The 26,615-nt window shown below is 70.1% G+C and carries 19 protein-coding genes; 16 read left to right on the top strand and 3 right to left on the bottom strand.

The genetic code is table 11. The features are described from left to right. Positions 1–380, top strand: a 380-nt coding sequence (locus JW364_RS06100) for a transposase (RefSeq protein ID WP_205334511.1), incomplete at its 5' end; no start/stop codon positions are given. An 85-nt stretch (positions 381–465) separates the two neighbouring features. On the opposite strand, the gene JW364_RS06095 is transcribed toward JW364_RS06100, so the two are convergent. Beyond that, positions 466–1,386, bottom strand: a complete 921-nt coding sequence (locus tag JW364_RS06095; RefSeq protein ID WP_205334346.1) for a peptidylprolyl isomerase — start codon at positions 1,384–1,386, stop codon at positions 466–468. Positions 1,387–1,572: 186 nt separating this feature from the next. Here JW364_RS06095 and JW364_RS06090 point away from each other — a divergent pair, with 186 nt between their 5' ends. Both JW364_RS06090 and hisS read left to right on the top strand, forming a co-directional pair. Beyond that, a complete protein-coding gene (locus JW364_RS06090; RefSeq protein WP_205334345.1) occupies positions 1,573–2,313 on the top strand; it encodes an MBL fold metallo-hydrolase in 741 nt (246 codons plus the stop codon). After that, positions 2,310–3,575: a histidine--tRNA ligase gene (gene hisS, locus JW364_RS06085; protein WP_205334344.1), complete on the top strand. Its 1,266-nt coding sequence runs from the start codon at positions 2,310–2,312 to the stop codon at positions 3,573–3,575. Before JW364_RS06090 ends, hisS begins: the two co-directional genes overlap by 4 nt. Before the next feature lie 88 nt (positions 3,576–3,663). On the opposite strand, the gene JW364_RS06080 is transcribed toward hisS, so the two are convergent. Then, positions 3,664–5,352 (bottom strand): DUF885 domain-containing protein, encoded by a 1,689-nt coding sequence (locus tag JW364_RS06080; RefSeq protein WP_205334343.1) that lies wholly within the window; start codon positions 5,350–5,352, stop codon positions 3,664–3,666. Further along, positions 5,349–6,206 (bottom strand): neutral zinc metallopeptidase, encoded by an 858-nt coding sequence (locus tag JW364_RS06075; protein ID WP_205334342.1) that lies wholly within the window; start codon positions 6,204–6,206, stop codon positions 5,349–5,351. Before JW364_RS06075 ends, JW364_RS06080 begins: the two co-directional genes overlap by 4 nt. A 142-nt stretch (positions 6,207–6,348) precedes the next feature. Between JW364_RS06075 and aspS the strand changes: the two genes are divergently transcribed. The 13 genes from aspS to JW364_RS06010 all read left to right on the top strand — a co-directional run bounded on the left by aspS (position 6,349) and on the right by JW364_RS06010 (position 26,609). Continuing rightward, a complete protein-coding gene (gene aspS, locus JW364_RS06070) occupies positions 6,349–8,181 on the top strand; it encodes an aspartate--tRNA ligase (RefSeq protein WP_065632117.1) in 1,833 nt (610 codons plus the stop codon). Between the two features lie 169 nt (positions 8,182–8,350). After that, a complete protein-coding gene (locus JW364_RS06065) occupies positions 8,351–11,851 on the top strand; it encodes a DUF2126 domain-containing protein (RefSeq protein ID WP_205334341.1) in 3,501 nt (1,166 codons plus the stop codon). Then, positions 11,848–14,583: a circularly permuted type 2 ATP-grasp protein gene (locus JW364_RS06060; protein WP_205334340.1), complete on the top strand. Its 2,736-nt coding sequence runs from the start codon at positions 11,848–11,850 to the stop codon at positions 14,581–14,583. Before JW364_RS06065 ends, JW364_RS06060 begins: the two co-directional genes overlap by 4 nt. After that, positions 14,580–15,485, top strand: coding sequence for a transglutaminase family protein (locus JW364_RS06055; RefSeq protein ID WP_205334339.1), 906 nt, complete (start codon positions 14,580–14,582; stop codon positions 15,483–15,485). The genes JW364_RS06060 and JW364_RS06055 overlap by 4 nt, the downstream gene beginning before the upstream one ends. A 147-nt stretch (positions 15,486–15,632) precedes the next feature. Further along, the gene (locus JW364_RS06050; protein WP_068971407.1) at positions 15,633–16,826 is read left to right on the top strand and encodes a hypothetical protein; all 1,194 of its coding nucleotides are present in this window, start codon (positions 15,633–15,635) and stop codon (positions 16,824–16,826) included. Positions 16,827–16,833: 7 nt separating this feature from the next. Then, complete coding sequence (locus tag JW364_RS06045; RefSeq protein ID WP_205334338.1) at positions 16,834–18,219, top strand: replication-associated recombination protein A; 1,386 nt, start codon at positions 16,834–16,836, stop codon at positions 18,217–18,219. A gap of 137 nt (positions 18,220–18,356) precedes the next feature. Next, on the top strand, positions 18,357–21,032 hold the full coding sequence (gene alaS / locus JW364_RS06040) for an alanine--tRNA ligase (protein ID WP_205334337.1): 2,676 nt from the start codon (positions 18,357–18,359) through the stop codon (positions 21,030–21,032). Then, on the top strand, positions 21,032–21,493 hold the full coding sequence (gene ruvX / locus JW364_RS06035) for a Holliday junction resolvase RuvX (protein WP_165630135.1): 462 nt from the start codon (positions 21,032–21,034) through the stop codon (positions 21,491–21,493). The genes alaS and ruvX overlap by 1 nt, the downstream gene beginning before the upstream one ends. Beyond that, positions 21,480–23,417 (top strand): endolytic transglycosylase MltG, encoded by a 1,938-nt coding sequence (mltG, locus tag JW364_RS06030; protein ID WP_205334336.1) that lies wholly within the window; start codon positions 21,480–21,482, stop codon positions 23,415–23,417. Before ruvX ends, mltG begins: the two co-directional genes overlap by 14 nt. A gap of 14 nt (positions 23,418–23,431) precedes the next feature. After that, complete coding sequence (locus JW364_RS06025) at positions 23,432–24,301, top strand: shikimate dehydrogenase (RefSeq protein ID WP_205334335.1); 870 nt, start codon at positions 23,432–23,434, stop codon at positions 24,299–24,301. An 89-nt stretch (positions 24,302–24,390) separates the two neighbouring features. Next, the gene (locus JW364_RS06020; RefSeq protein WP_205334334.1) at positions 24,391–24,795 is read left to right on the top strand and encodes an A24 family peptidase; all 405 of its coding nucleotides are present in this window, start codon (positions 24,391–24,393) and stop codon (positions 24,793–24,795) included. A gap of 51 nt (positions 24,796–24,846) precedes the next feature. Continuing rightward, entirely contained in the window at positions 24,847–26,055 is a 1,209-nt protein-coding gene (gene aroC / locus JW364_RS06015; protein WP_065632127.1) for a chorismate synthase, read from the top strand. After that, positions 26,052–26,609 carry a shikimate kinase gene (locus tag JW364_RS06010; protein ID WP_205334510.1) on the top strand — a complete coding sequence of 186 codons (558 nt, stop codon included), beginning with the start codon at positions 26,052–26,054 and terminating at the stop codon, positions 26,607–26,609. Before aroC ends, JW364_RS06010 begins: the two co-directional genes overlap by 4 nt. The last annotated feature ends 6 nt before the right edge of the window (positions 26,610–26,615 follow it).

Genomic DNA, 26,615 nt, shown 5'->3' with positions numbered 1-26,615 from the left:
TGGTACCCACCCTGCTCTCGCGCCCGCAGATCGGGCCGATCACCGCCGCCCGCCTGGTGATCACCGCCGGTGACAACGTCGAGCGGATGGGCACCGAGGCACGGTTCGCCAAACTCGTCGGCGCCGCCCCGTTACCGGCATCCTCAGGCAAAACCAGCCGTCACCGACTCAACCGGGGCGGGGACCGGCAAGCCAACAGTGCTCTGCACATGATCGCGGTCGGACGCATGAAATCCCACGCCCCCACCCGCGCCTACGTCGAGCGACGTTCCGCCGAACACAAAACGAAGAAAGACATCCTCCGCTGCCTCAAGCGCTACATCGCCCGCGAAGTGTTCCGCGACCTCACCACTGACCTCGGAGCACTTGACAAGCTATAGGACCCTCTCGTCGCTCGCGCTCCTCGCACCTCAGGGATCACGGGTTTCGAGGTTCTTTTGGATTAGGGATCAGAGTTCCCGGCGCCTAGTTGATCGTGGCCGTCTCGATGGTCACGGGGAGCTTCGGTTCGCCGTCCCCGGGCTGACTGCCGATCGGGACGGGGTTGATGCCGCCGGCGTAGACCTTGTCGAGCACCGCGAGTCCGGGTTCGTCGACCTTGCCGACGATCGAGTAGTCCGGGCCCAACTGGCTGTCGTTGATCACGATGAAGAGCTGGCTGGACCCGGTGTTCGGGTTCTGTCCGCCCTGGCTGCTGTTGGCGATCGCGATGGTGCCGCGCGGGTAGATGACGGGCTGCGAACCGGTCGTCGGATCCGGCTGCCCGACCGTCTGCAGATCGGTCGGCGGCTCGTCGGGGCTGGTCCAGCCGGGCCCGCTCATGCCGGTGCCGGTGGGGTCGCCGCACTGCAGGATCTTCAGCGTCTCGCTGGTGGTCATGCGGTGGCAGGTGGAGTCGTCGTAGAACTTGTTCTCGATCAACGAGGTCACCGCCGCGGTGTTGCACGGCGCGCCATCGCGTTCGAGCGTGATCGGCAGGGTGCCCTGGGAGGTGACGAACGTGGCCTTCTCGGTGCCCGACTTGAGGACGCGCTCGTCGGGCTTGGGCGAGGTCCGCTCGTTCTTCGCGGCCGCCTTCAGCTCGTCGAGTTCGGCTTGGTATTGCGCTCGCTGATCGGCCGGGACGTTGTCGGGCACCTGATCGGGCAGCTGGTCGAAGCGGCTCGGGGAGTCCTCGTAGGCGCAGGTCGTCCAGCGTGCGGCCTCGCGGTCGTCCATGATCTTCTTGACCACGACGGCGGTCACGCCCGCGACCACGGCGACCACGACGGCGGTCGAGACGGAGGCGATGACGATCTTCCGCTTGCGCCGGGCGAGGCGCTCGGTCTCGAGGCGTTCTTCGAGCTTCCGCTTCGCCGCCTCGCGGCGCTCCTCATTGGTGGACACGCGGGTGGATCCTCCTGAAACCTCGGCATGGCTGTGCCGACATCGTCGTGGATGTCACTTACTCGGGGGCAAGTGTGCCAGTTGTACCTGAGAACGGGGTGCGGCGGGTCGCGAGCCATGCCGCCTACGCAACAATGGACACCGACGTGTGTGCGTCGTCCTGTCCGCGCCGACCCGAGGAGCAGCATGCTCATCACCGGATTCCCCGCCGGGATGTTCCAGACAAACTGCTACATCGTCGCCGCCGAGGCGGGATCGGAGGCGGTGATCATCGATCCGGGCCAGGATGCGGCGCCGCGGGTCCGGGAACTGCTCGCCGAACACGACCTCACCCCGGTGGCGGTGCTGCTCACGCACGGTCACCTCGACCACACCTGGAACGCGACGGAACTCTGCGACGAGTACTCGATCCCGGCCTACATCCATCCCGCGGATCGTCCGATGCTCGCCGATCCCGGTCTCGGCATCGGACGGGCGTTGGGCGCGATGATCGGCGACCAGGTGTTCACCGAGCCGGAGAAGGTGGTCGAGTTCGCCGACGGCGAGTCGGTGGAACTCGCCGGGGTCTCCTTCTCGGTCGATCTCGCGCCCGGGCACACACAGGGCTCGGTGCTGCTCGGCGTCGACGTCGACGTGCCGGACGAGGCCCGGGATCAGGCCGGGCCCGACACGCCGTCGGTGGTCGGGGTCTGCTTCTCCGGTGACGTATTGTTCGCCGGTTCGATCGGCCGGACGGATCTCCCCGGGGGCAACCATCAGCAGTTGCTCGACTCGATAGCGGCGAAACTCCTGCCGCTGCCCGCGGAGACGCTGGTCCTGCCCGGCCACGGACCCCAGACCACCATCGGCCAGGAGAGTGCGAGCAATCCCTTCCTGGCCGGCCTCGAGCACCAGAGCACGCGACCGAAGGGAAGACACGGACTGTGAGCGGAGCATTTCAGGCCCCCCGGGGCATCCCGGACTACTTCCCGCCGAACTCGGCGGACTTCCGGAGGGTCCGGGACACGCTCACCGACGCGGCGCGTCGTGCCGGCTACGGCCACATCGAACTGCCGGTGTTCGAGGACACCGCGCTGTTCGCACGCGGGGTCGGGGAGTCGACCGATGTCGTGAGCAAGGAGATGTACACCTTCGCCGACCGCGGCGACCGCTCGGTGACGCTGCGTCCCGAGGGCACCGCGGGCGTGGTGCGCGCGGTGATCCAGCACGGTCTCGACCGCGGCCAGCTACCGGTGAAGGTCTGCTACGCCGGGCCGTTCTTCCGCTACGAGAAGCCGCAGACTGGCCGGTACCGCCAGCTGCAGCAGGTCGGCGTCGAGGCGATCGGTGTCGACGACCCTGCGCTCGACGCCGAGGTCATCGCGATCGCCGACGAGGGCTATCGCCGACTCGGTCTGACAGGGTTCCGCCTCGAGATCACCTCGCTGGGTGACGACGAGAGCCGGCCGCGCTATCGAGAGGCGTTGCAGGAGTTCCTGTTCGGGCTCGATCTCGACGAGGCCACCCGGATGCGCGCCGAGATCAACCCGCTGCGAGTCCTCGACGACAAGCGGCCCGAGATCAAGGCGGCGACCGCAGGCGCACCGCTGCTCATCGACTATCTGTCCGACGACGCGAAGGCGCACTTCGACCTCGTCCTGGCGCACCTGGACCGGCTGGGTGTCGTCTACGAGATCAACCCGCGTCTGGTGCGCGGCCTGGACTACTACACGAAGACCACGTTCGAATTCGTCCACGACGGTCTCGGTGCGCAGTCGGGCATCGGCGGCGGCGGGCGCTACGACGGTCTGATGCGACAGCTGGGCGCCAAGCAGGATCTGTCGGGCATCGGGTTCGGGATCGGCGTCGACCGGACGATGCTGGCGCTGGAGGCCGAGGGTGTCGCGGGCACCGAGGCGGCCCGCTGCCAGGTCTTCGGAGTGCCGCTGGGCTCGGCGGCCAAAGCCGAACTCGTCGGTGTCGCAGGCGCTCTGCGCGCCGCCGGGATCAGTGTCGACCTGGCTTACGGCGATCGTGGCCTCAAGGGCGCGATGAAGGCGGCCGACCGTTCGGGGGCGCGGCTGGCGCTGGTGCTCGGGGAGAACGAACTCGCCGAGCGCCGGCTGGAGATCAAGGACCTGAGCAACGGCGAACAGCACCGGGTCGCCCTGGACGACTTGGTCGCCGAGGTCCGTCGTCTCCTGGGCTGAGGTCAGCGCATACATTCGCAGCTGAAAACCGCCCAGTGCAGGACCGGCGACTGCTCAAAGGCGTCGGCGAAGCTGCGGAGGGTGGTTTTCAGCGGCGCGTCTCCTGGTCCTCGCCGGCGACCTCGGCCGCGAGGACGTCCAGCGAGACACCGCCGAGAGCCAGTGCGCGCGAATGGAAGTCCTTGAGCGTCCAGTCCGGGTGCCGGCGGAGGGCGGCGGTACGCGTCTGCTCCCACACGCGCTGGCCGAGCGCATACGAGGGCGCCTGGCCGGGCCAGCCCAGATAGCGGTCGAGTTCGAAGCGCAGCACGGCGTGGTCCATCGCGACCGACGAGGTCAGGAACGTCCAGGCCTTGTCGGCGTCCCAGATCCCGCCGCCGAGGGACTCCGGCGCGGGCAGGCGGCAGTGGACGCCGATGTCGACCACGACCCGCGCGGCCCGCAGCCGCTGCGAGTCGAGCATCCCCATACGGTCGCCCGGGTCCTCGAGCCAGCCGAGCTCGTCCATCAGGCGTTCGGCGTAGAGCGCCCAGCCCTCGCCGTGTCCGGAGGTGAACGACGCGAGCTTGCGCCAGGCGTTGAGGTCGGGGTCGACGATCGCCGATCCGAGCTGGAGATGATGCCCGGGCACGCCCTCGTGGTAGACCGTCGTCTTCTCCTGCCAGGTGTGGAAGACGGTCTGGTCGTCGGGCACCGCCCACCACATCCGGCCCGGGCGGGACAGATCCTCGCTGGGCTGGGTGTAGTAGATGATGCCGGTCGACGACGGGGCGAGCCGGCACTCCAGCCGGGACAGCCGGGCCGGGAGGTCGAAGTGCGTGCCCGCCAGACCGGCGACCGCCGCGTCGGACGTCGCCTGCATCCAGTCGACGAATTCCGCGCGATCGTGGATCTGGTACTGCGGCTGACGATCCAGCCAGGCGAGCGTCGCCGCGACCCCCTGTCCGGGGAGCAGTCCCTCCGCGATCTCCTGCTGCTCGGCGACGATCTGCTGCAACCGGGTCATCGCCCAGGCATAGGCGTCGTCGGGGTCGGCGTCGGCGCCCAGGTAGGCCGGCAGGTGCAGCAGGTAGCGGTCGCGGCCGACCGCGTCGTCGTCGACGGCCTGGGCGAGAACGCCGGTGCGCAGGTAGTGGGCGAAGGTCCCGAACGAGGTCCGCGCCGCGTCGAGCGCGGTGGCGAGGGTGCCGGCGAGCGCCGGGTCGGCCGCGATCGGTGCGGTGTTGCCGGCGATGGCATCGGCCGCGGTGTCGGCCTGCCGGGCGACCGCCGCCACCTGTCGACGGGCCGGCGGCGGACCGTGACGAAGCCGGTGGGCGAGGCCGTCGACGACGTCGGTGAGCGACGCGGGGATCGCGGTGAGGCGGGACAAGAAGGTCTCCCGCTGCTCGCGGGTGTCGGTGGGCATGAGGTCGAAGACGTCGCGCAGCGCCTGCAACGGTGACGCGATGACATTGCAGTCGGCGATGTGCTCGCCCGCGTCGGCGAGTGCGAGCTCGCGACGCAGCGAGGCGCTCATGGTCGCGACGGTGACGCGGTCGATGGCATCGACGACGTCGGCGCCGCCCAGGGCGGAGAGGGTGCCGGCGGCGACCTCGGCGCGTTCGGCGCACCCCTGCGCGGAGAAGTCGGTCAGCCGGTCGTCGTGCCCACCGCGCCCGATCTCGGTGGCGAACAGCGGATCGAGCGCGCACAACCGGTCCAGGTGCGCCTCGGCGATCGCATCGACGGCGGTGGGCCTGCGCGGGCCGGTCCCGCCGGGGTCGGTGGCGTTCACAGGTCGTCGGTGGCGAAGGTGTCGCAGCGATCCGGATCGCCCGACTGATAGCCGACGGTGAACCACCGCATGCGCTGGGCGGCCGAACCATGAGTCCAGCCCTCGGGATTGGAGCCCGCGCCCTGGATGGTGTCGTCGCCGATGGCCTTCGCGGTCTGGATGACCGTCGCTATCTGCTCCTCGGTGATGGGCGCGAGGAGGGCGTCTGGGCCGTCGTCGGCGTGATGGGCCCACACCCCGGCGAGGCAGTCGGCCTGCAATTCGACCCGCACCGAACCCGATCGCGGTCCCTGCGAACCCATCCGCTGCCCCTTGGCGAGGGCGCCGGTGAGGTTCTGCACGTGGTGTCCGTACTCGTGGGCCACGACGTACTCCTGCGCGAGGGGCCCGTCGCTGCCGCCCATGCGACGAAGCTGGGCGAAGAACGTCGGATCGAAGTACGCCGTCGAATCGGCGGGACAGTAGAACGGGCCGGTCGCCGAACTCGCCGCGCCGCACCCGGTGTTCACCGCGTCGGAGAAGATGACCGTCTGCGGTGGCTCGTACTCGGGCCACAGATCCGACCACACCGTGTCGACGCTGACGGTGGTCGCCTTGATCCGGCAGATCGTGTTCTCGTTGGCCATCTCATAGGTGCACTCGTCCAGTTGCTGCTGGATCTGCGCGGCGTCCGACGAGGTGCCGGGAGTGGGGCCGCCGGCGCCGAGCAGATCGCCGGGGTTCACCCCGAAGAACAGCGCGACGATCGTGATGAGGAGTCCCGCGCCGCCGCCCAGCGCGATCCGGCCCCCACCGCCTCCACCGCCGCCGGAGACGCTGCCGGTGTCGATCGATCCGCTGCCTTGGAAGGTCACGCGGCCATTCTGGCACGATCGTCACCCGCCCCTCGCTGCCTCGGCGAAGGTATGCGATTGACGGCCGGGGGCGCGGATACGGCACCATGGACACCTGGTCTGCGTTTCCGCCGACCGATTTCGACTCCTGGAAGGATTCTCAGTGCTCCGCACGCATTCCGCAGGTTCGCTGCGCCGCGCCGACGCGTCGCAGACCGTCACCGTCGCCGGGTGGGTCGCACGCCGACGCGACCACGGTGGCGTGGTCTTCATCGACCTGCGCGACGCCACCGGACTGGTCCAGGTGGTCTTCCGCGACGAGTCGGTCGCGCCGGCCGCCCACCGTCTGCGCGCCGAGTACTGCGTCACCGTGACCGGCGTCGTCGAGGTGCGTCCCGAGGGCAGCGAGAACCCCAACCTGAGCTCCGGCGAGATCGAGATCAACGCCGTCGAGCTCGAGGTCCTCAACGAGTCCGCGCCGCTGCCGTTCCAGCTCGACGAGTCGCCGGGCGAGGAGGCGCGCCTGCGTCACCGCTACCTCGACCTGCGGCGTGCGGGGCCCAGCGCGGCGCTTCGCCTGCGGTCCAAGGCGAACGCGGCGGCGCGCGGCGTGCTCGCCGCCCACGACTTCACCGAGATCGAGACGCCCACGCTGACCCGGTCGACGCCGGAAGGGGCACGTGACTTCCTGGTCCCGGCGCGCCTGCAGCCCGGCACCTTCTACGCCTTGCCGCAGAGCCCGCAGCTGTTCAAGCAGCTGCTGATGGTCGCGGGCATGGAGCGGTACTACCAGATCGCGCGCTGCTACCGCGACGAGGACTTCCGCGCCGACCGGCAGCCGGAGTTCACCCAGCTCGACATCGAGATGAGCTTCGTCGACCAGGACGACGTCATTGCGGTCGCCGAGGAGATCCTCGTCGCGCTGTGGAAGCTCATCGGCGTCGACATCACCACCCCGATCCCGCGCATGACCTACGCCGATGCGATGCGCCGATTCGGTTCGGACAAGCCGGATCTGCGCTTCGGTATCGAACTCGTCGAGTGTGCCGAGTACTTCAAGGACACCCCGTTCCGCGTGTTCCAGGCACCGTACGTCGGAGCGGTCGTCATGCCCGGCGGTGCGTCGCAGCCGCGCCGCCAGCTCGACGCATGGCAGGAATGGGCGAAGCAGCGCGGGGCACGCGGTCTGGCGTACGTCCTCATCGCCGAAGACGGGACCCTCAGCGGGCCGGTCGCCAAGAACCTCTCCGAGGAGGAGCGCTCCGGTCTGGCCGCCCATGTCGGCGCGGAGCCGGGTGACTGCGTGTTCTTCGGTGCGGGAGAGGTGAAGTCGACCCGCGCCCTGCTCGGTGCCGCGCGCGGTGAGATCGCCTCGAAGCTCGGGCTCATCAAGGACGGGGACTGGGCGTTCACCTGGGTGGTGGACGCGCCGATGTTCGAGCCGGTTGCCGACGCGACGGCGTCCGGCGATGTCGCACTGGGACATTCGGCCTGGACCGCGGTGCACCATGCGTTCACCTCGCCCAAGCCGGAGTCGATCGACGCCTTGGAGTCCGATCCGGGTTCGGCCCTGGCCTACGCCTACGACATCGTGTGCAACGGCAACGAGATCGGCGGCGGATCGATCCGTATCCATCGGCGGGACGTGCAGGAGCGCGTCTTCGAGATCATGGGCATCGGCCACGACGAGGCGCAGGAGAAGTTCGGCTTCCTGCTCGACGCCTTCGCCTACGGCGCTCCGCCGCACGGCGGCATCGCCTTCGGATGGGACCGCATCACCGCCCTGCTCGCCGGCGAGTCGTCCATCCGCGAGGTGATCGCGTTCCCTAAGTCGGGTGGCGGCGTCGACCCGCTGACCGACGCCCCCGCGGCGATCACCCCGCAGCAGCGCAAGGAATCGGGGATCGACGCCAAGCCCGCACCGCGGGGCGGCGCCGACCAGAAGGACGCCGAGCAGAAGGGCGCCGACCAGAAGGACGCCGGGAGCACTGCCTGAGCCGAAAAGCGGTGGGCCGACGTGAGTTCGGCCACCGTGTTCCCGGCGCGGTGCTCGTCACCCGGCGCCTGGAGGTCATCTGTGATGAGATCTCCACCATGGCGCACAGCGGTGGGATCGAGTCGGCTGCCGGAATAGTAATGACGGGCCCGGGCGGGGAGTTCCGCCGGTGACGATCAAGGTTGCCCTCGAGCATCGGACGGTGTACTCGTTCGACCGGCCGACCAAGATCTACCCCCACGTCGTCCGCCTGCGTCCGGCGCCGCACTCGCGCACACCGATCGAGGCGTACTCGCTCACCGTCGACCCCGGTGAGCACTTCCTGAACTGGCAGCAGGACGCGTTCAGCAACTATCTGGCGCGCCTGGTGTTCCCGGAACCCTCGACCACCCTCGGGATCACCGTGAGTCTGGTCGCGGACCTCACCGCGATCAATCCGTTCGACTTCTTCATCGAGGAGTGGGCCGAGTTCTACGGGTTCGACTATCCGGCCGAGCTGCGGCGCGACCTCGAGATCTTCCTCCGGCCGGCCGGGGTCACCGACGGTGAATTCGCCGGTGCGCCGGTGCATCCGGAGATCGCGAGGTTCGCGGCGAAGCACCGGCCGGCCGGCCGCACGCGGGTCATCGACTTCCTGGTGCGCCTCAACGCCGCGGTGCGCGACGCCGTCGGCTACACCGTCCGCCTCGAGGCCGGCGTGCAGTCGCCGGAGTACACGCTCTCCAGTGCCATCGGTTCCTGCCGGGACTCGGCCTGGTTGCTGGTCGCCCTCCTCCGCGAACTCGGGTTCGCGGCACGCTTCGTGTCCGGATACCTCGTCCAGCTGACCTCGGACGTGAAGTCGCTCGACGGTCCGTCGGGTCCCGACGCCGATTTCACCGACCTGCACGCGTGGACCGAGGTGTACCTCCCCGGGGCCGGCTGGGTCGGACTGGATCCGACGTCGGGTCTGTTCGCCGGCGAGGGGCATATCCCCTTGGCGGCCACCCCGCATCCGGTCGGCGCCGCACCGATCACCGGTTCGACCGGCCCCTGCCACGCCACTCTGGATTTCACCAACACGGTCACCCGGTTCCACGAGGACCCACGCGTCACGCTGCCCTACACCGCGGAGCAGTGGGGCCGGGTCACCGATCTCGGCGCGCTGGTCGACGAACGGATGGAACGCAACGACGTACGCCTGACGATGGGCGGCGAACCGACGTTCGTGTCCATCGACAACCAGACGGACCCGGAGTGGCGCACCGCCGCGGACGGTCCGCACAAACGGTTGCTGGCCGGGCGGCTGGCCGACCGCCTCATGACGGCGTACGCGCCGGGCGGTCTGATGCGGCGCAGCCAGGGCAAGTGGTATCCCGGTGAACCGCTGCCGCGTTGGCAGCTCGAACTGATGTGGCGCGCCGACGGTCTGCCGATCTGGCGGAATCCGGAGTTGCTCGCCGACCCGTGGGCGACGCCGGACGACTGTGCCGCCGCGATCGACCGCGAGACCCACGGCCCGGACCCTGACGGCCTCGGCGACGCCGGCCCGGCACGGGAACTGCTCACCGCCTTCGCGACACGGCTGGGACTCCCGGCCGGTCAGGTCGTGCCGGCCTATGAGGACCCGCTGGTCCGGATGCGGGAACTCGCCGCGATGCCGCCGGGCGATCCCGGAACCGACCCCACCCTGCCCGCCGCACGGTCGTTCGCGCAGGCCGAGGTCGCCGTCGACGCCGATTCGGCGGACGGTGACGACGACGAGAGCCTCGCGCCGACAACGGATTCCGTCCGACGCAGACGAGCCCTGATCGAGCGGCTCGACGCCGCCGTCACCCAGCCGAGTGCGCACGTGTTGCCGCTGAGCCGCTCGGAGGACCGGACCGCGTGGCAGAGCGCGGTGTGGACGACCCGGCGGGGGCGGATCGTCCTGACCCCCGGCACCTCACCGGCCGGCTTGCGGCTGCCGCTCAACTCGCTGTCGTGGGGTCCGGCCCCGACGCTGTTCGAAGCCGATCCGTCCGCGCGCCACGACGACCTGCCGACCGACCCGTCGGCGGCGCTGGGGCACACCGTCCGCGAGGTGGACCCCGCGCAGTTCCTGCCCCGTACCGCCCTCGTCGCGGAGATCCGCGGCGATGTGGTCCACGTGTTCATGCCGCCGACCTCGACCCTGGAGGAGTATCTCGCGATCGTCGAACTCGTCGAGGACGCCGCCGCCGCGGTGTCGACGCCGGTCGTCGTCGAGGGGTACGGACCGCCCGCCGATCCGCGTCTCGTGTCGTTGTCGGTGACCCCGGACCCGGGGGTCGTCGAGGTCAACATCCAGCCGACCGGCAGTTTCGCCGAGCAGTCCGAGCTGCTCGAATCGCTCTACGACCATGCCCGACACGTGCGACTGGGCACCGAGAGTTTCGATCTGGACGGCAGCCACGGTGGTACGGGCGGCGGCAACCACATCACCCTCGGCGGCGTCACGCCCGCCGATTCGCCGATGCTGCGCCGCCCCGACCTGCTGGTGTCGATGCTGACCTACTGGCAACGTCATCCCGCGCTGTCGTACCTGTTCTCCGGCCGGTTCATCGGCACCACCTCGCAGGCGCCGCGCGTCGACGAGGGTCGGGAGTCCTCGCTCTACGAGCTGGAGATCGCCTTCGCCGAGATCGACCGGCTCGCGGTCAAGAATTCTGGCGATGGTGCCCGGGCCGGGGGACGGTTCGACGGCGCGCCCCCGAACCCCTGGGTCACCGACCGGGCGCTGCGGCATCTGCTCACCGACATCACCGGCAACACGCACCGGGCCGAGTTCTGCATCGACAAGCTCTACAGTCCCGACTCAGTGCGCGGCCGGTTGGGCCTGCTGGAGCTGCGGGCGTTCGAGATGCCGCCCCACCACCGGATGGCGATGGTGCAGTCGCTGCTGGTGCGGAGCCTGGTGTCGTGGTTCTGGGAGAAGCCCTACCGGGCCCGGCTGATCCGCCACGGCGGCGACCTACACGGCAAACACCTGTTGCCGCACTACGTCATCGCCGACATCGCGCTGGTCGCCGAGGAACTCCGCGAGGCCGGCTATCCGTTCGAGACCGCCTGGCTGGACCCGTTCACCGAATTCCGCTTCCCGCGTCTGGGGACCGTGCAGATCCGGGACCAGGAGATCGAGCTGCGCGGTGCCATCGAGCCGTGGAACACGTTGGGGGAGGAGGCAACCGGAACGGGCACGGCCCGGTACGTGGACTCCTCTGTCGAGCGCGTGCAGGTGCGCGTCCTGGGTGGTGAGGACGATCGTTACCTGTTGACCTGCAACGGTTTCCCGATTCCACTGCGCGCCACCGGTCGCACCGGTGAACGCGTCGCCGGCATCCGATTCCGGGCCTGGCAGCCGCCGAGCTCGCTCCACCCGACGATCACCATCGACACCCCGCTCACCTTCGACCTGATCGACACGGTCAACGGCCGGTCGGTGGGCGGTGCCACGTACCACGTCGTGCATCCCGGAGGACGTGCCTACGATCGGCCGCCGGTCAACGCGGTCGAGGCCGAGTCCCGGCGCAACGGGCGGTTCGAGGCGGCCGGTCACACGACCGGCACCGTCGACGTCGGGCTGCTGCGGGAACGACAGTCCCGGCAGGCCACCGACTTCGGGGTGCCCGGGATCCTCGACCTCCGGCGGGCACGTACAGTTCTTCGGTGACCTCTTCGCCGGGCAACGCTTCCGCGGTGTTCGACCGCTACCGCGCCGAGGGCCACACTCTCTTCGATCCCGACCGTCTGACCCGTCTGGCCGCATCCGCGGACCGGCCGGCCGACTCCTACGACGAGCTCCTGGAAGCCGACGGCGCGATCCGTCCGGCGTGGGCCGACCTGGCCCGCATCTACCAGCTGCGCGGTCCGGACCGCCTCCGCGATTCCGCGGCCCGGCTGGCCGCAGCGGTCAGCGACGACGGCGTGGTCTACAACGAGTTCGACGGTCAGCACACCGTGACCCGCGACTGGGATGTCGACGCGGTGCCGCTGGTGATCGACGGCGTCGAATGGGCCGAACTCGAGAAGGCCATCACGCAGCGGTCGATGCTGCTCGACCTGCTCCTGCGTGACCTCTACCGCGACCAGAAGACGATCGCGGCCGGACTCGTCGCGCCCGAGATGGTCTTCGGCCATCCCGGTTACATCCGCAAGGCCGCCCGACTCGAGGTCGCCGGGCCGCACGCGCTGTTCCTGCACGCGGTCGACATCTCGCGTACCGCCGACGGCCGGTTCGTCGCCTACCGGGACCGCACCCAGGCGCCGTCGGGGATCGGATACGCGATCGTCGGGCGGCGGCTGATGTCGAAGACCTTCCCGCAGCTGTTCCAGGCATGCGCACCGCGGCCGATGACCACCTTTGCCGGCACGATGCGGCTGGCGCTCACCGAGTACGCGCCGCCCGGGGTCGACGACCCGACGGTGGCGGTCCTCAGCCCCGGCAGCATGTCCGAGACCGCCTTCGATCAGGCCTATCTCGCGTCGGTGCTCGGCTTCCCCCTCGTCGAGGGCGCCGACCTCACCGTTCGGGACGGCGCGGTCTACATGCGCTCGCTGGGTCGCTACAAGCGGGTGGACGTGCTGCTGAGACGGGTCGACGCCGCCTACTCCGATCCGCTGGACCTGCGGACGGACTCCCAGCTCGGCGTCGCCGGGCTGGTCGAGGCGATCTCGCGCGGCACGGTGACGGTCCTCAACACCCTCGGCTCGGGGGTGCTGGAGAACCCGGCGCTGCACACCGTGCTGGAACGTCTCGCGCCCGTCCTGCTCGACGAGGACCTGCGGCTGGGTTCGGTCACCACGTACTGGGCCGGAGATCCGTTGCAGCGCAGCCTGATCCGTGATCGACTGGCCACCCTGGTCCTGACGAACACGAGTACGGGGGAGGAGTTCATCGGCCCGTTGCTCGCCGCGACCGATCGCGCCGACCTCGCCGCCCGGATCGAGACCCAGACCTGGCAGTGGGTGGCCCGCGAGCTCGAGGCGTTCTCGGTGGCCCCGACGATCACCCCCGGCAGCGGTTCCGGTGGACCGATCGCGACGCTGCGGGCGGCGCCGGTGTCGGTGCGCGCGTTCAGCGTGGCGCAGGGTCCCGGGTACGCGGTCATGCCGGGCGGCCTGGGGGCCGTTCTCGCCGACGGGGTCGCCGGCGCCGCCCACCACGTGGTGGCCGCCAAGGACGTGTGGGTCACCAGCACCGAGGTGGGCGGGCACGTGTCGCGGCGGTCGGAGACCCGCGGTGAGCCGGCCGGGGAGGTCGTCGCGGGCACGTCGGCGGGTCGCCCGGTGACCCGGGAGTACTCCGACGTCGCGGCCGCGGCCAGTCCGCGCGTCCTGGCGGACCTGTTCTGGCTGGGCCGCTATGGGGAGCGGACCGAGCTCGTGACCCGCCTGGCCAAGGTGTCCCGCGAGCGATATCAGGACTTCCAGTACCGGCCGTGGATGTCGGGTACTCCGGCGGTACCGCTGCTGTTGCACGCGGTCGCCACGGTGACGGGCACCGCGCGCTACCTGGACACCGCCGACCTGCTGTTGCCGGGTTCGGACCGGCCGCCGTCACCCGATCAGGTCAACGAGGCCATCGAGAAGATCGCCGACCTGACCGTGTCGCGATCGGTGCCCGGGACCATCGCCTACTCGGTCGACCGGCTGATCAGCACGGTCCGGGCGGTCCGGGACCAGATGTCCACGAGCACCTGGATGGTGCTCGCGCCGGTCGAACGGATCATGGCGAGCACGACCCGGCTGGTCCTCCGGTCGCGCGCGGACGCCGGGGCGGGCGACGCCGCGCTGGACCTCGGACCCGATCTGGCCCGCGCGCACGACGAGATCCTGCACGGCGTCCTGGCGCTGACCGGGCTGCAGGCCGAGTCGATGGTGCACGACCCCGCCTGGATGTTCATGGACGTCGGCCGACGCATCGAACGGGCCGTCACCCTCGCCGACCTCACGCTCGCGATGTTCGCCGACGCGCAGGACACCGACGTCGAGCAGGCGCTGCTGGAGTCGTACCTGGTGGCCAACGAATCGTCGGTCATCTATCGGCGCCGCAACCGCGGGCTGTATCAGGCGGCCAGTGTCGCCGAGCTGCTGCTGTTCGACCCGACCAATCCCCGATCGATGATCTTCTGCCTCGACAAGATGAGCGCCGACCTGTCGTCCGTCCCGGAGACCCTGCGGTCGGCGGGCGCCGAACGGGCCGTGCAGGACATGATCGCCGAGTTGCGTCGCGGCGACCCCGCCGACCTCGTGCGGGTCGACGCCGACCGGAGGCGCCCGGAACTCGTCGAACTGATGACGACCCTGCGCACCGGGGCGCGTGAACTCTCCGATCTGCTCACCCGGACCCGCTTCGCCACCCCGCGCCAGGCGCGACCGATCTGGGCCGGTGGGGAATCGTGAGCACGCGCGTCTACCGTGTGCTGCACCGGACCAGCTACACCTACGACGACGACGTGTCGTCCTCGTACGGGCGCTGCCATCTGACCCCGCGCGACCTGCCCGGCCAGCGCGTGCACTCGACGTCGGTCGAGATCGAACCCGAACCCGACGACCGGTCGACGGGGCTCGACGTCTACGGCAACCACGACAGCTATTTCCACGTCCGGACCGCGCACCGCGAGCTGACCGTGACCGCGCGGTCGGTCGTGGAGGTGGATCCCGTGGACCCGGGCGTCCTCCTGAGTCCGGCGGCCCGGGGTGCGTGGGAACAGGCGCGACCCTGCGTGGTCGACGGGCGGGACAGCGCCCTGGCCGCCGAGTTCGTCCTCGATCTCGACCCGCCCGAGATCACCCCCGCGGTGCGCGACTACGCCGCCGGCATCTTCACCCCCGGTCGGCCGCTGGCGGAGGCGGTCATCGATCTGACGTCGCGGATCTTCACCGACTTCACCTACCGGTCCGGGTCGACGGCCATCACCACCCGGGTCGACACCGTCCTGCAGCGTCGCGAGGGCGTCTGCCAGGACTTCGCCCGGATCGCGATCGCCTGTCTGCGGTCACAGGGTCTCGCCGCGCGGTACGAGTCGGGATATCTCGCGACCGAGCCGCCGCCCGGCAAGGAAAAGGTCTTCGGTGCCGACGCCAGTCACGCCTGGGCGGCCGTCTGGATGCCCGACGGCCGCTGGCTGTCGTTCGATCCGACCAACGACAAGCTGGTCGACGAACGCCACGTCACGTTGGCGTGGGGGCGGGATTACGACGACGTGCCGCCTCTCCGAGGGGTCATCTACACCGATTCCACGAAGAGCCGGATCGACGTGTCGGTCGACGTCCGGCCGACAGATGACCTCACCGCGGGCTGAACCGGGCACATCGGACTCGCCTGCTCGGTAAGTCGCTGTGCCACAGTGTTTTCGGCGCACGTTTTCGGGCTATACCGGTAACGACGTGGTACAGATGGACGAACGCGCTGTTGCGACAACGTTGCAACGGGTAGGTTGGTTGGCGACATGACGGTCATTACGGAAAGCCGCATCACCAGCGTGGTGCGGGCGGCAGAGGCGCTGCTGTCACACCGCGCCGGATCAGCAGTGGTTCTCGACGATCCCGAGGACCTCGGCGGCAGCGGACGCACCACGGTCGTGCGGGTCCGCGTCGCCCAGAACCCCCTCAGCCTGGACCGCTCACTGGTGATCAAGGCCCTTCCCGAACACGAGGACCCACAGGCCTTCCACCGGGAGATCGCGTCGTACAAGTACGCGACCGCACTCCCGAACGAATCGCGCCCGGGGCCGCAGCTGATCGCCTCCGACACCGATCTCCGCATCATGGTGCTCTCCGACCTCGGCCACGGCCGGACGATGCTCGAGTACCTGGCCGGCGTCGACCCGGTCGAGACCTCACGTGCTGTCAGTGCCTGGGGCCAGGCACTCGGCCGGATGCACGCGGCGACGGTCGGTGGCGAGGGCGACTTCCTCGCGCTGCTGCGGCGCGGACCGTCGGGGATGCAGGGACGCGACATCCTGCGCGACGAGGCGTTGCGGTCGATCGACTCGGTGGTGGGGCACGCGGCCGCGCTCGACGTCGAGGTCCCCGAGCAGGTGGTGGAGTCGTTGCGTACCGCGGCGACGCTGTTCGACGAGGGCGATCACCGCGCATTCAGTCCGTCGGATGTCGGGCCCGAGAACATCCTGCTCAACGACGACGGCGTGCAGTTCATGGACTACGAGTGGGGCGGCTTCCGCGACGCCACCCTCGACATCGCCTACGCGCTCGTGACCATCACCGCGCAGCTTCCGCCCCGGACCACTGCTCGGGCCACCGACCTCGAGGTCTCGATGGTCGACGCCTGGCGCTCGGAGGTGCACTCGATCTGGCCGGCGCTCGCCCATGAGCGGGAGATGCAGCGCAAGGTGCTGCTCGCCCGTCAGCTGTGGGTGTGGCTGTCGACGGTGTGGATGCTGCCGAGCGACCCGCTGGCTCCCACCGGCCCGGACGCGGACGTCGAGGCGCCCGACTTCGAGCCGGCCGACGTCACTGCCGCCGGCTTCACGCATGACTGGGCGTTGCACACGAACGACCCCCGCGTGATCGTCAGCCGCTGGACCGACCTCGCCGCCGCCGCGGGACGCGCGGGCGACGAGGAGATCGCGGTGTTCGCGACCGCGATGGGCGTCGCGCTGCAGCGCATCTGGCTGGCCTGACACGCTCGTGGACGGACTGTTCGACCCACCCGACGATCCTCGGGCCGGCTCCGACGGGCATGGCAACGCCGGTGGTCTCACCGCACCACCGGCCCCGACCGCACCCCTGGCGGTCCGCATGCGGCCGCAGACCCTCGACGAGATCGTCGGACAGCAGCACCTGCTCGGCACCGGTTCGCCGCTGCGCAGGCTGATCAGTGGCTCGGGCGCGGCGTCGGTGCTGCTCTACGGGCCGCCCGGAACCGGCAAGACCACCATGGCCTCGCTCATCGCGCGCGCCACCGGCGGCCGCTTCGAGGCCTTGTCCGCGCTGTCGGCGGGGGTCAAGGAGGTGCGCGCGGTCATCGACGTGGCCCGGCGCCGGCTCATCGGTGACGGCAAGAACGGCGGTCAGCAGACGGTCCTGTTCATCGACGAGGTCCATCGGTTCTCGAAGACCCAGCAGGACGCGTTGCTCGACGCCGTGGAGAACCGGATCGTGCTGCTCGTCGCGGCCACGACCGAGAACCCGTCGTTCTCGGTGGTCGCGCCGCTGCTGTCCCGGTCGCTGGTTCTGCAGCTGCGGTCGCTGACCGATGCCGACATCCGGGAGGTGCTGACCCGTGCGGTCGCCGACCCGCGTGGGCTCGACGGCAGGGTCGAGGTGACCGACGCCGCCTACGACCACCTCGTCGCGGTGTCCGGTGGGGACGCGCGCCGGGCGCTGACCGCGCTGGAGGCCAGCGCCGACGCCACCGACCGGATCGACCTCGCCGATGTGGAGACCGCGATCGACCGCGCCGCCGTCCGGTACGACCGGGACGGCGACCAGCACTACGACGTGACGAGTGCTTTCATCAAGTCCATCCGGGGTTCCGACGTCGACGCCGCCGTCCACTATCTCGCCCGCATGATCGCGGCCGGGGAGGACCCGCGGTTCATCGCGCGGCGCCTCATGATCCACGCCAGCGAGGACATCGGCATGGCCGACCCGACGGCCCTGCAGACCGCGGTCGCGGCCGCTCAGGTCGTGAACCTCGTCGGGATGCCGGAGGCCAAACTCGCGCTCACACAGGCCACCATCCACCTCGCGACGGCACCGAAGTCGGCGGGCGTGGTGTCGGCGATCGGCGCGGCCCTCGCCGATGTCGGGTCGGGCAAGGCCGGCGCGGTTCCGGCCCATCTGCGTGACAGTCACTATCCGGGGGCCAAGAAGCTCGGTAGCGGTGTCGCATACCGATATCCGCACGATGATCCCGACGGGGTTGTGCCGCAACAGTATCCGCCCGACGACCTGGTCGGCCGGGACTACTACGAGCCCACCGACCATGGGCTGGAACGCGAAATCGGGCCGCGGGTCGCGAAGTTGCGATCGATCGTGCGTGGCGCGGTGTCGCGGCGCCGGTCGCGCTGACCGTCCGTGGGGCGTTTCCCCAGTGCAGAGTCCCTGCGCCCCCGGCGACTCGCCGACGGTAGGCTGGGATGTCGCGACAAACAACGGCCGCTACCACCGAACGGCTGGGACCACCAACGGCTAGGACGAAACCCACAGTGCAGACGCATGACATCCGGAAGCGCTTTCTGGACCACTTCATCAAAGCCGGGCACACCGAGGTGCCGAGCGCTTCGCTGCTCCTCGACGACCCCAATCTGTTGTTCGTCAATGCCGGCATGGTCCCGTTCAAGCCGTTCTTCCTGGGTGAGCAGACGCCCCCGTACTCGCGGGCGACCAGCGTGCAGAAGTGCGTCCGCACCCTCGACATCGACGAGGTCGGCATCACCACCCGCCACAACACCTTCTTCCAGATGGCGGGCAACTTCTCCTTCGGCGACTACTTCAAGCGCGAGGCCATCACCTTCGCCTGGACGCTGCTGACCAACAGCGTCGACGACGGCGGTTTCGGTATCGACCCGCAGAAGCTGTGGCCGACGGTCTATCTCGACGACGACGAGGCCGAGGCCATCTGGCGCGACGAGATCGGCGTGCCGGCCGAGCGCATCCAGCGACGGGGCATGAAGGACAACTACTGGTCGATGGGCGTCCCGGGTCCCTGCGGACCGTGCTCGGAGATCTTCTACGACCGCGGACCCGGGTACGGCGTCGAGGGTGGGCCGGAGGCCGACGAGGACCGCTACATCGAGATCTGGAATCTCGTCTTCATGCAGAACGTCCGCGGTCCCGGGGGCGGCAAGGACAACTACGAGATCCTGGGCCCGCTGCCCAAGCAGAACATCGACACCGGTATGGGCGTCGAGCGCGTGGCCTGCATCCTGCAGGGCGTCGACAACGTGTACGAGACCGACCTGTGCAAGCCGATCATCGACCTCGCCGCCGAATTGTCCGGACGTGCATACGCCGCCGGTTCGCATGCCGACGACGTCCGGTTCCGGGTCGTCGCCGACCACGCGCGGACCTCGGCGATGCTGATCGGCGACGGCGTGCTGCCCGGCAATGACGGCCGCGGGTACGTCCTGCGCCGCCTGCTGCGTCGGGTCGTCCGGTCGATGCGGTTGCTCGGCGCCGGTGACAATCAGCCGACCATGGGCACGATCATCGGCAAGGTCATCGACCTGATGTCACCGTCATACCCCGAGCTGGAGACGCAGCGCCGGCACATCGTCGACGTGGCCGTGGGCGAGGAGACCTCGTTCTCCAAGACCCTGGCCGCGGGGTCGAAGCTGTTCGCCGACGCAGCGACCGCCACCAAGAGTGCGTCGCGTACGACCATCACCGGTTCCGACGCCTTCACGCTGCACGACACCTACGGCTTCCCGATCGACCTCACCCTGGAGATGGCCGCCGAGGCCGGTCTCTCGGTGGATCAGGAGGGCTTCACCGCCCTGATGGCCGAGCAGAAGCAACGCGCCAAGGCCGACGCGACCGCCCGCAAGACCGGGCACGCCGACCTGAGCGTCTACCGGGACTTCCTCGATCGCGGGCCGACCGAGTTCACCGGCTTCGACGAGCTGGTGTCGGAGGCGCGGGTGCTCGGCCTCGTCGCCGACGGCGCACGGCTGCCGGCGGCGTCGGCCGGCCAGGAACTGACGGTCGTCCTCGACCGCACCCCGCTCTACGCCGAATCCGGTGGCCAGATGGCCGACGTCGGCACCATCACGACCGGGTCGGGAGTGCGCATGTCGGTGACCGACGTGCAGAAGGTCGGCAAGTCGGTGTGGCTGCACAAGGTCCGCATCGACGAGGGGGAGATCGAGGAGGGCGACGAGGTCCTCGCAGCGGTCGACACCGCGTGGCGTCACGGCGCCACGCAGGGCCATTCCGGCACCCACATGGTCCACGCCGCGCTGCGCGAGGTCCTCGGCCCCGGCGCGACGCAGGCCGGTTCGCTGAACCGGCCCGGTTACCTGCGCTTCGACTTCAACGCCAGCGGCCCGGTGACCGAGGCCCAGCGACGCGAGATCGAGGAGATCAGCAACGCCGCGGTCGAGGCGAACTATCAGGTCAACACGTTCGAGACGGGTCTGTCCGAGGCCAAGGCGATGGGCGCGATGGCGCTCTTCGGCGAGAACTACGGTGACGTCGTCCGCGTGGTGGAGATCGGCGGGCCGTTCTCCATGGAGCTGTGCGGCGGCACGCACGTGGCGTCGTCATCGCAGATCGGACCCATCACGCTGATCGGGGAGTCCTCGGTCGGGTCGGGTGTCCGGCGCGTCGAGGCCTACGTCGGCATGGACTCGTTCCGGTTCCTGTCGAAGGAGCGTGCGTTGCTGGCCGGCCTGGCGTCGTCGCTCAAGGTCCCGTCGGAAGAGGTGCCCGGCCGGGTCGAGCAGCTCGTCACCAAGCTGCGTGACGCGGAGAAGGAACTCGAGCGGGTACGTGCCGAGGCGGCCCGGGCCGCGGTGTCCGGTCTCCTCGACACGGCGACGACCGTCGGTGCCACCCTCGTCGTCGAGGGACGGGTGCCGGGCCTCGACGCCAACGGGTTGCGCTCGGTGGTGACCGACCTCCGCGGCCGAGTCGCCGACCGCCAGGCGGTGATCGCGCTGTTCTCGCCGAGCGGTGACGGACCGGATGCCAAGGTGCCGTTCGTGATCGCCACCACGGCGGCCGCCCGCGACGCCGGGATCAAGGCCGGTGACCTCGTCAAGGAGGTCGCGCCGTTGGTGGGCGGTCGTGGCGGTGGCAAGCCGGATCTGGCCCAGGGCGCGGGCACCGATCCCGCGGGGATCGACGCGGCACTGACGCGAATCCGCGAGTTCGTCGCCTGATGCCGGATCCGCACACCCGGGCCGACGGTCACCAGCGGACCCGCGGGCGACTCCTCGGGATTGACGTCGGAAGCGTCCGGATCGGCGTCGCCGTGTGCGATCCCGACGGCATCCTCGCCACACCGGTCGAAACGGTGCGTCGAACCCCTTCGCGCACAGACGATCTCGACCGCATCGCGGCGCTGGTCACGGAGTACGAGGCCGTCGGCGTGGTCGTGGGGCTACCGAAGACGCTCAAGAACACCGCGGGGGCGGCGGCCGAGACCGCACAGGAATTCGGGGACCGTCTCGCGACCCGGATCGACCCGGTGGCCGTGCATTGGCACGACGAACGTTTCACGACGGTGACCGCACAGCAGGCACTGCACGCCAGCGGCCGGACGGTGAAGTCCTCGCGCGCGGTGATCGACCAGGCCGCGGCGGTCGCTATTCTGCAGGGGTGGTTGGATGCGCGACGGTGAGTCAGGGGAGCCTCCGGTGACCGATGATCGGCGTCGCACCCGGCACCGAGACGGCCAGGGACGCCGTGCCGAGGGCATGGATCCCGAGCGTCTGCGGTACTTCACGCAGTCGGCCGACGGGTCGCCCCACACGCGGCACCGCCGCCGGCGCGCCGGTGGCGAGAATGCCGAACCGGCTCCCCGGCGCCCGGCCCCGCCGAATGTCCCGCCCGCCGAACAGGCGCGGCCGGTATCCGGCACGCCCGGCCCCCGCGCGACGCCGGTCCGCATCCCGCCGGGGCAGCCGCCCACCCCGCCGCCGGTGGCACCACCGCGGCCCGGTCCGCCGCGGCCCGGTCCGCCGCAGCCCGGTCCATCAACGGCTGCCGGGGGTCCGGTCGAAGACGACGTCGACACCGACTTCACCATGGCCCGTCCGGCCGCTCCGGCGCCTCCGGCCCGGGGTCCTCGCCCCGACGAATCTCGTTCTTTCCCGGACGATCACGCCGCGGAGGAGTTCACCGCTGCCGACTACGAGCCGGCGGGTCACGGGGCAGAACGCCATGACGCCGAGCTGTACGACACCGGGCGCTACGACACCGGTGGCCACGACGCCGGGCGTTTCGAGACCGGGCGTTTCGAGACGCCGGGCACCGCACGCCCGATCCGCGACGACGATCGCGTCGCCCGACGAGACCGGCGCTTCGACGAGCACGACGAGCACGACGACTGGTGGCCCGGCGCCGACGACACCGAACCCGACCAGCAACAGCGCCGTACGCCGCGCCGCAAGCGCAGCCGGGGCAAGCGTCGTGCGGTCCTCGCCGTCGCGATCGTCTTCATGCTCGCGCTGATCACCGGGGTCGGCTACTACGGTGTGCGCGCCACCGGCCTGCTCGAGTCGCGCAAGGACTACACCAACGCCGCCGGTTCCGGCGATGTCGTCGTCGACATCCCGGACAACTCCACGCTCGCCGACTTCGGCCGCATCCTCGTCGACGCCGACGTGGTGGGCAGCGTGCGGGCGTTCGTCGACGCCGCCGGTGGACAGCCGATGTCCGGCGGCCTCTACAAGATGCGCACCCAGATCCCGGCCACCACGGCCGTGGAGATGCTGACCGCCGACGGCGCCGTGCACCGCGTCGGGCGGGTGGTGATCCCGCCAGGGCTGCAGCTCGATTCGAAGACCGGTATCGACGGCAAGGTCACCCCGGGCATCTTCCAGCTCATCGAGAACGCCACGTCGTTCTCGTTCAACGGGCAGCAGGAGGGGGTGACGGTTGCCGACCTCGAGAAGGCCGCCGCCGAAACCACCCCGGCCGAGCTCGGTGTGCCCGCGTGGGCCGAACAGAACGTCGCCGAGATGACGGGCGATCACCGCCGGATCGAGGGGCTCATCGCGCCGACCACCTGGGAGCGCATCGAACCCGATCACACCGCCACGCAGATCCTGCGGGAGATGATCTCCAGCAGCGCGACGATGTTCGAACAATGGGGACTGCTCGACCGCAACAACTCCGGACTCGAGCCGTACGACACCCTGATCGCGGCGTCGATCGTCGAGCGCGAGGTCCGGCATGTCGAGGATGCGCCGAAGGTGGCGCGGGTCATCCGTAACCGCCTCGACCGCGACCAGCTGCTGCAGATGGATTCGACGCAGAACTACACGGCCGACATCACGAACATCGATGTCCACGGCGAGGCGTACAAGAACGACAACGAGTGGAACACCTACCGGTACAAGGGGTTGCCGCCCACGCCCATCGCGGCGGTCGGCGTGCCCGCCCTGGAGGCGATGCTCGACCCGGCGCCCGGCGGATGGCTGTACTTCGTCACCGTCGACACCGCCGGGACCACGTTGTTCGCGAACACCTTCGAAGATCACATCCGCAACCGCCAGGTCGCCTGCCGCAACAAGCTGGTGGCCACCGGCTGCAGCCAGTGAGCAGCGGACCCGCCATGAACACCGTGCCCGCCGACGTCCGCTCACCGCACGGTGACCACCGTCGGGCCGCGGTTCTGGGGTCGCCGATCACGCACTCGCGCTCGCCGCGTGTCCATCTGGCCGCCTACCGGGCACTCGGGCTGGTCGACTGGCGGTACGACCGGATCGAGTGCACCGCCGACCGTCTGCCCGAGATCGTCTCGGGAGCCGACGCCGACTTCATCGGGTTCTCGGTCACCATGCCCAACAAACGCGCTGCCCTCGAGTTCGCCACCGAACGCACCGAACGCGCCGAACTGGTCGGGTCGGCGAACACCCTGGTGCGCGTGGCGACCGGTTGGCGCGCGGACTGCACCGACATCGACGGCGTGTCGGGAGCGCTCACCGACCTCGCGGTCGACGCGGACCTCGCCGCCGGGACCTCGCCGGTCGCCGTGGTCGTCGGAGCGGGTGGCACGGCACTTCCGACCATCATGGCGCTCGCCGAGACGGGCATCACCGACGTCACGGTGGTCGCCCGCGACGCCGGCCGGGCCGCGCCCGTCCTCGAACTGTGTGAGCGGTTGGGGATGAACGGAGACGTCGTGCCCTTCGAACCCGCCGAGGCGCTGGCCCGAAGGTGTCGCGAGTCCGCGGTCGTCGTGTCGACGGTGCCGGCCGACGCGGCCGCGGTCCTGACGCCCGCCGTGGCGCGGGCACGCAAGGTCGTGGACGTGATCTACGACCCCTGGCCGACTCCGCTCGCGTCCGCGGTCGACGCGGCCGGTGGAACCGTGGTCGGTGGTCTGGTCATGCTCGTCAACCAGGCATTCCGGCAGGTCGAGCAGTTCACCGGGCTGCCCGCACCCCGCGACGTGATGGTCGCGGCACTCACCGCCGACTGATTCCCGGGGGAGCTCCGAGTCCGTCCACAGGACGTGCCGGTTGTGGACAGGCGAACAGTACCGATCAACCACCCCGACATGCTCGACGGATGGCCGAGTGCGTGATCCTGATCTGGCTGTCGGTCGTCGCGATGACCGACGCCGACACCCGCCGGATCCCGAACGTGCTCGTCTGGCCCGGTATCTGCGGTGCGGTGGGCGCGTGCGCAGTCCACCCCGGCGCGGCGGTGGCCGCGCTCGTCGCCACGGCCCCGTACGCGCTCGCCTTCGGGATGCGATGGTGCGGCGGTGGGGACGTCAAACTCGCCGCCGCGTGCGGTGCGCTCGCCGTACGGTGGGACGCCGCCCTGCTCGTGGTGGCGCTCGCCTCGGTCATCGCGGTGGGCACGGTGGTCGGGCATCGCGTGGGTCGCCGGGACCCCGCCGGCCGCGGGGCTCATCCGCACGGACCCGCGCTCGTCGCCGCCACGATCGTGGTCGCCGGTCTGTTGTGACGCGTGCTACGCGTGGTTCGGCGGCGCCGCCGTCGGTCCGTGCTCGGCAGCATGGAACAATCGATCACTGTGTTGCGCTGGATAACTGCCGGAGAATCTCACGGTCCCGCCCTGGTCGCCATCGTCGAGGGCATGGTGGCCGGTGTCGAGGTCACCTCGTCCGACATCGCCGGGCAACTGGCACGCCGCCGGCTCGGCTACGGCCGCGGTGCGCGGATGAAGTTCGAGGCCGACCAGGTCACCGTGCTCGGCGGGGTTCGTCACGGCCAGACCATGGGCGGCCCGGTCGCGATCGAGATCGGCAACACCGAGTGGCCCAAGTGGGAGACGGTGATGGCCGCCGACCCAGTGGACGCGGCCGAACTCGAGGGGAGTGCCCGTAACGCACCGCTGACGCGTCCCCGCCCCGGGCACGCGGACTACTCGGGAATGCTCAAGTACGGCTTCGACGACGCCCGTCCGGTGCTGGAGCGCGCGAGCGCCCGGGAGACCGCGGCGCGTGTCGCCGCGGGCACGGTCGCTCGCAACTTCCTCCGCCAGGTACTGGGCGTCGACGTCATCTCCCATGTCATCTCCATCGGCGCGAGCGATCCCTACGTCGGCCCGCCGCCGCGCATCTCCGACCTCGAGGCCATCGACGCCAGTCCGGTCCGGGCGTTCGACGCCGATGCCGAGACGTCCATGATCGCCGAGATCGAGGCGGCGAAGAAGGACGGCGACACCCTCGGCGGCGTGGTCGAGATCGTCGCCACGGGGGTGCCCGTCGGCCTCGGCTCGCACGTCAGCGGCGACACCCGCCTGGACGCCAAGCTGGCGGCCGCCCTGATGGGCATCCAGGCGATCAAGGGCGTCGAGGTCGGCGACGGCTTCACCACCGCCCGCCGGCGTGGCAGTGAGGCCCACGACGAGATGGTGCCCGGTGCCGACGGTGTCCTGCGATCGACCAACCGCGCGGGCGGACTCGAGGGCGGCATGACCAACGGCGAGGACCTGCGCGTCCGCATCGCGATGAAGCCGATCTCGACGGTGCCGCGAGCGCTGTCCACGATCGACATGTCGACCGGGGAGACGGCCAGCGCCATCCATCAGCGTTCCGACGTCTGTGCCGTGCCCGCGGCGGGCGTCGTCGCCGAGGCGATGGTCGCGCTCGTCGTGGCCCAGGCCGCTCTCGAGAAGTTCGGCGGCGACTCGGTGACCGAGACCGGCGCGAACCTCGCCGCCTACCGGGCTGCCGTCGACGCGCGTCCGCCCCGGGCATGACCCAGCCCCCGGCACCCCCGACCCCGACGCGTCCGACGACCGGTCGCCGCCCGGCGGCCGTACTGATCGGTTTCATGGGAGCCGGGAAGTCCACCGTCGGTCGCATGCTCGCCGACCGGCTCGGCGTCGACTTCATCGACACCGACATCGAACTCGTCCGGCGCACCGGCCGCAGCATCCCGGAGATCTTCGAATCCGACGGTCTCGAGGGATTCCGGACGATCGAGGCGAACGTCGTCACCGATGTCCTGGACAATCACGGCGGGGTGGTGTCGCTCGGCGGCGGCGCGGTGACGACCGCCGGGATCCGCGAGGCACTGGCCGACCAGCGCGTCGTATACCTGCGGGTGTCGCCCGATCGCGGGTACGACCGCGTGTCGGGTACCGACCGCCCGCTCCTGGGGACGGACGACCCCGCCGCTCGGTACGCCGAACTGCTCGCCGAGCGGACACCCGTCTACGAGGCGGTCTGCACCTTCGACGTCGACGCCGACCCCGACCCCGACGCGGTTGCGGACGCCGTGGTCGTCCAACTCGCCCGTGAACTGATGTGAGGAAGC

Source organism: Gordonia sp. BP-119 (assembly GCF_016924115.1).
GTDB classification, from domain to species: domain Bacteria; phylum Actinomycetota; class Actinomycetes; order Mycobacteriales; family Mycobacteriaceae; genus Gordonia; species Gordonia hongkongensis.
Note: the sequence above shows the minus strand (reverse complement) of the source record. Positions and strands in the feature narration are given on the sequence as shown.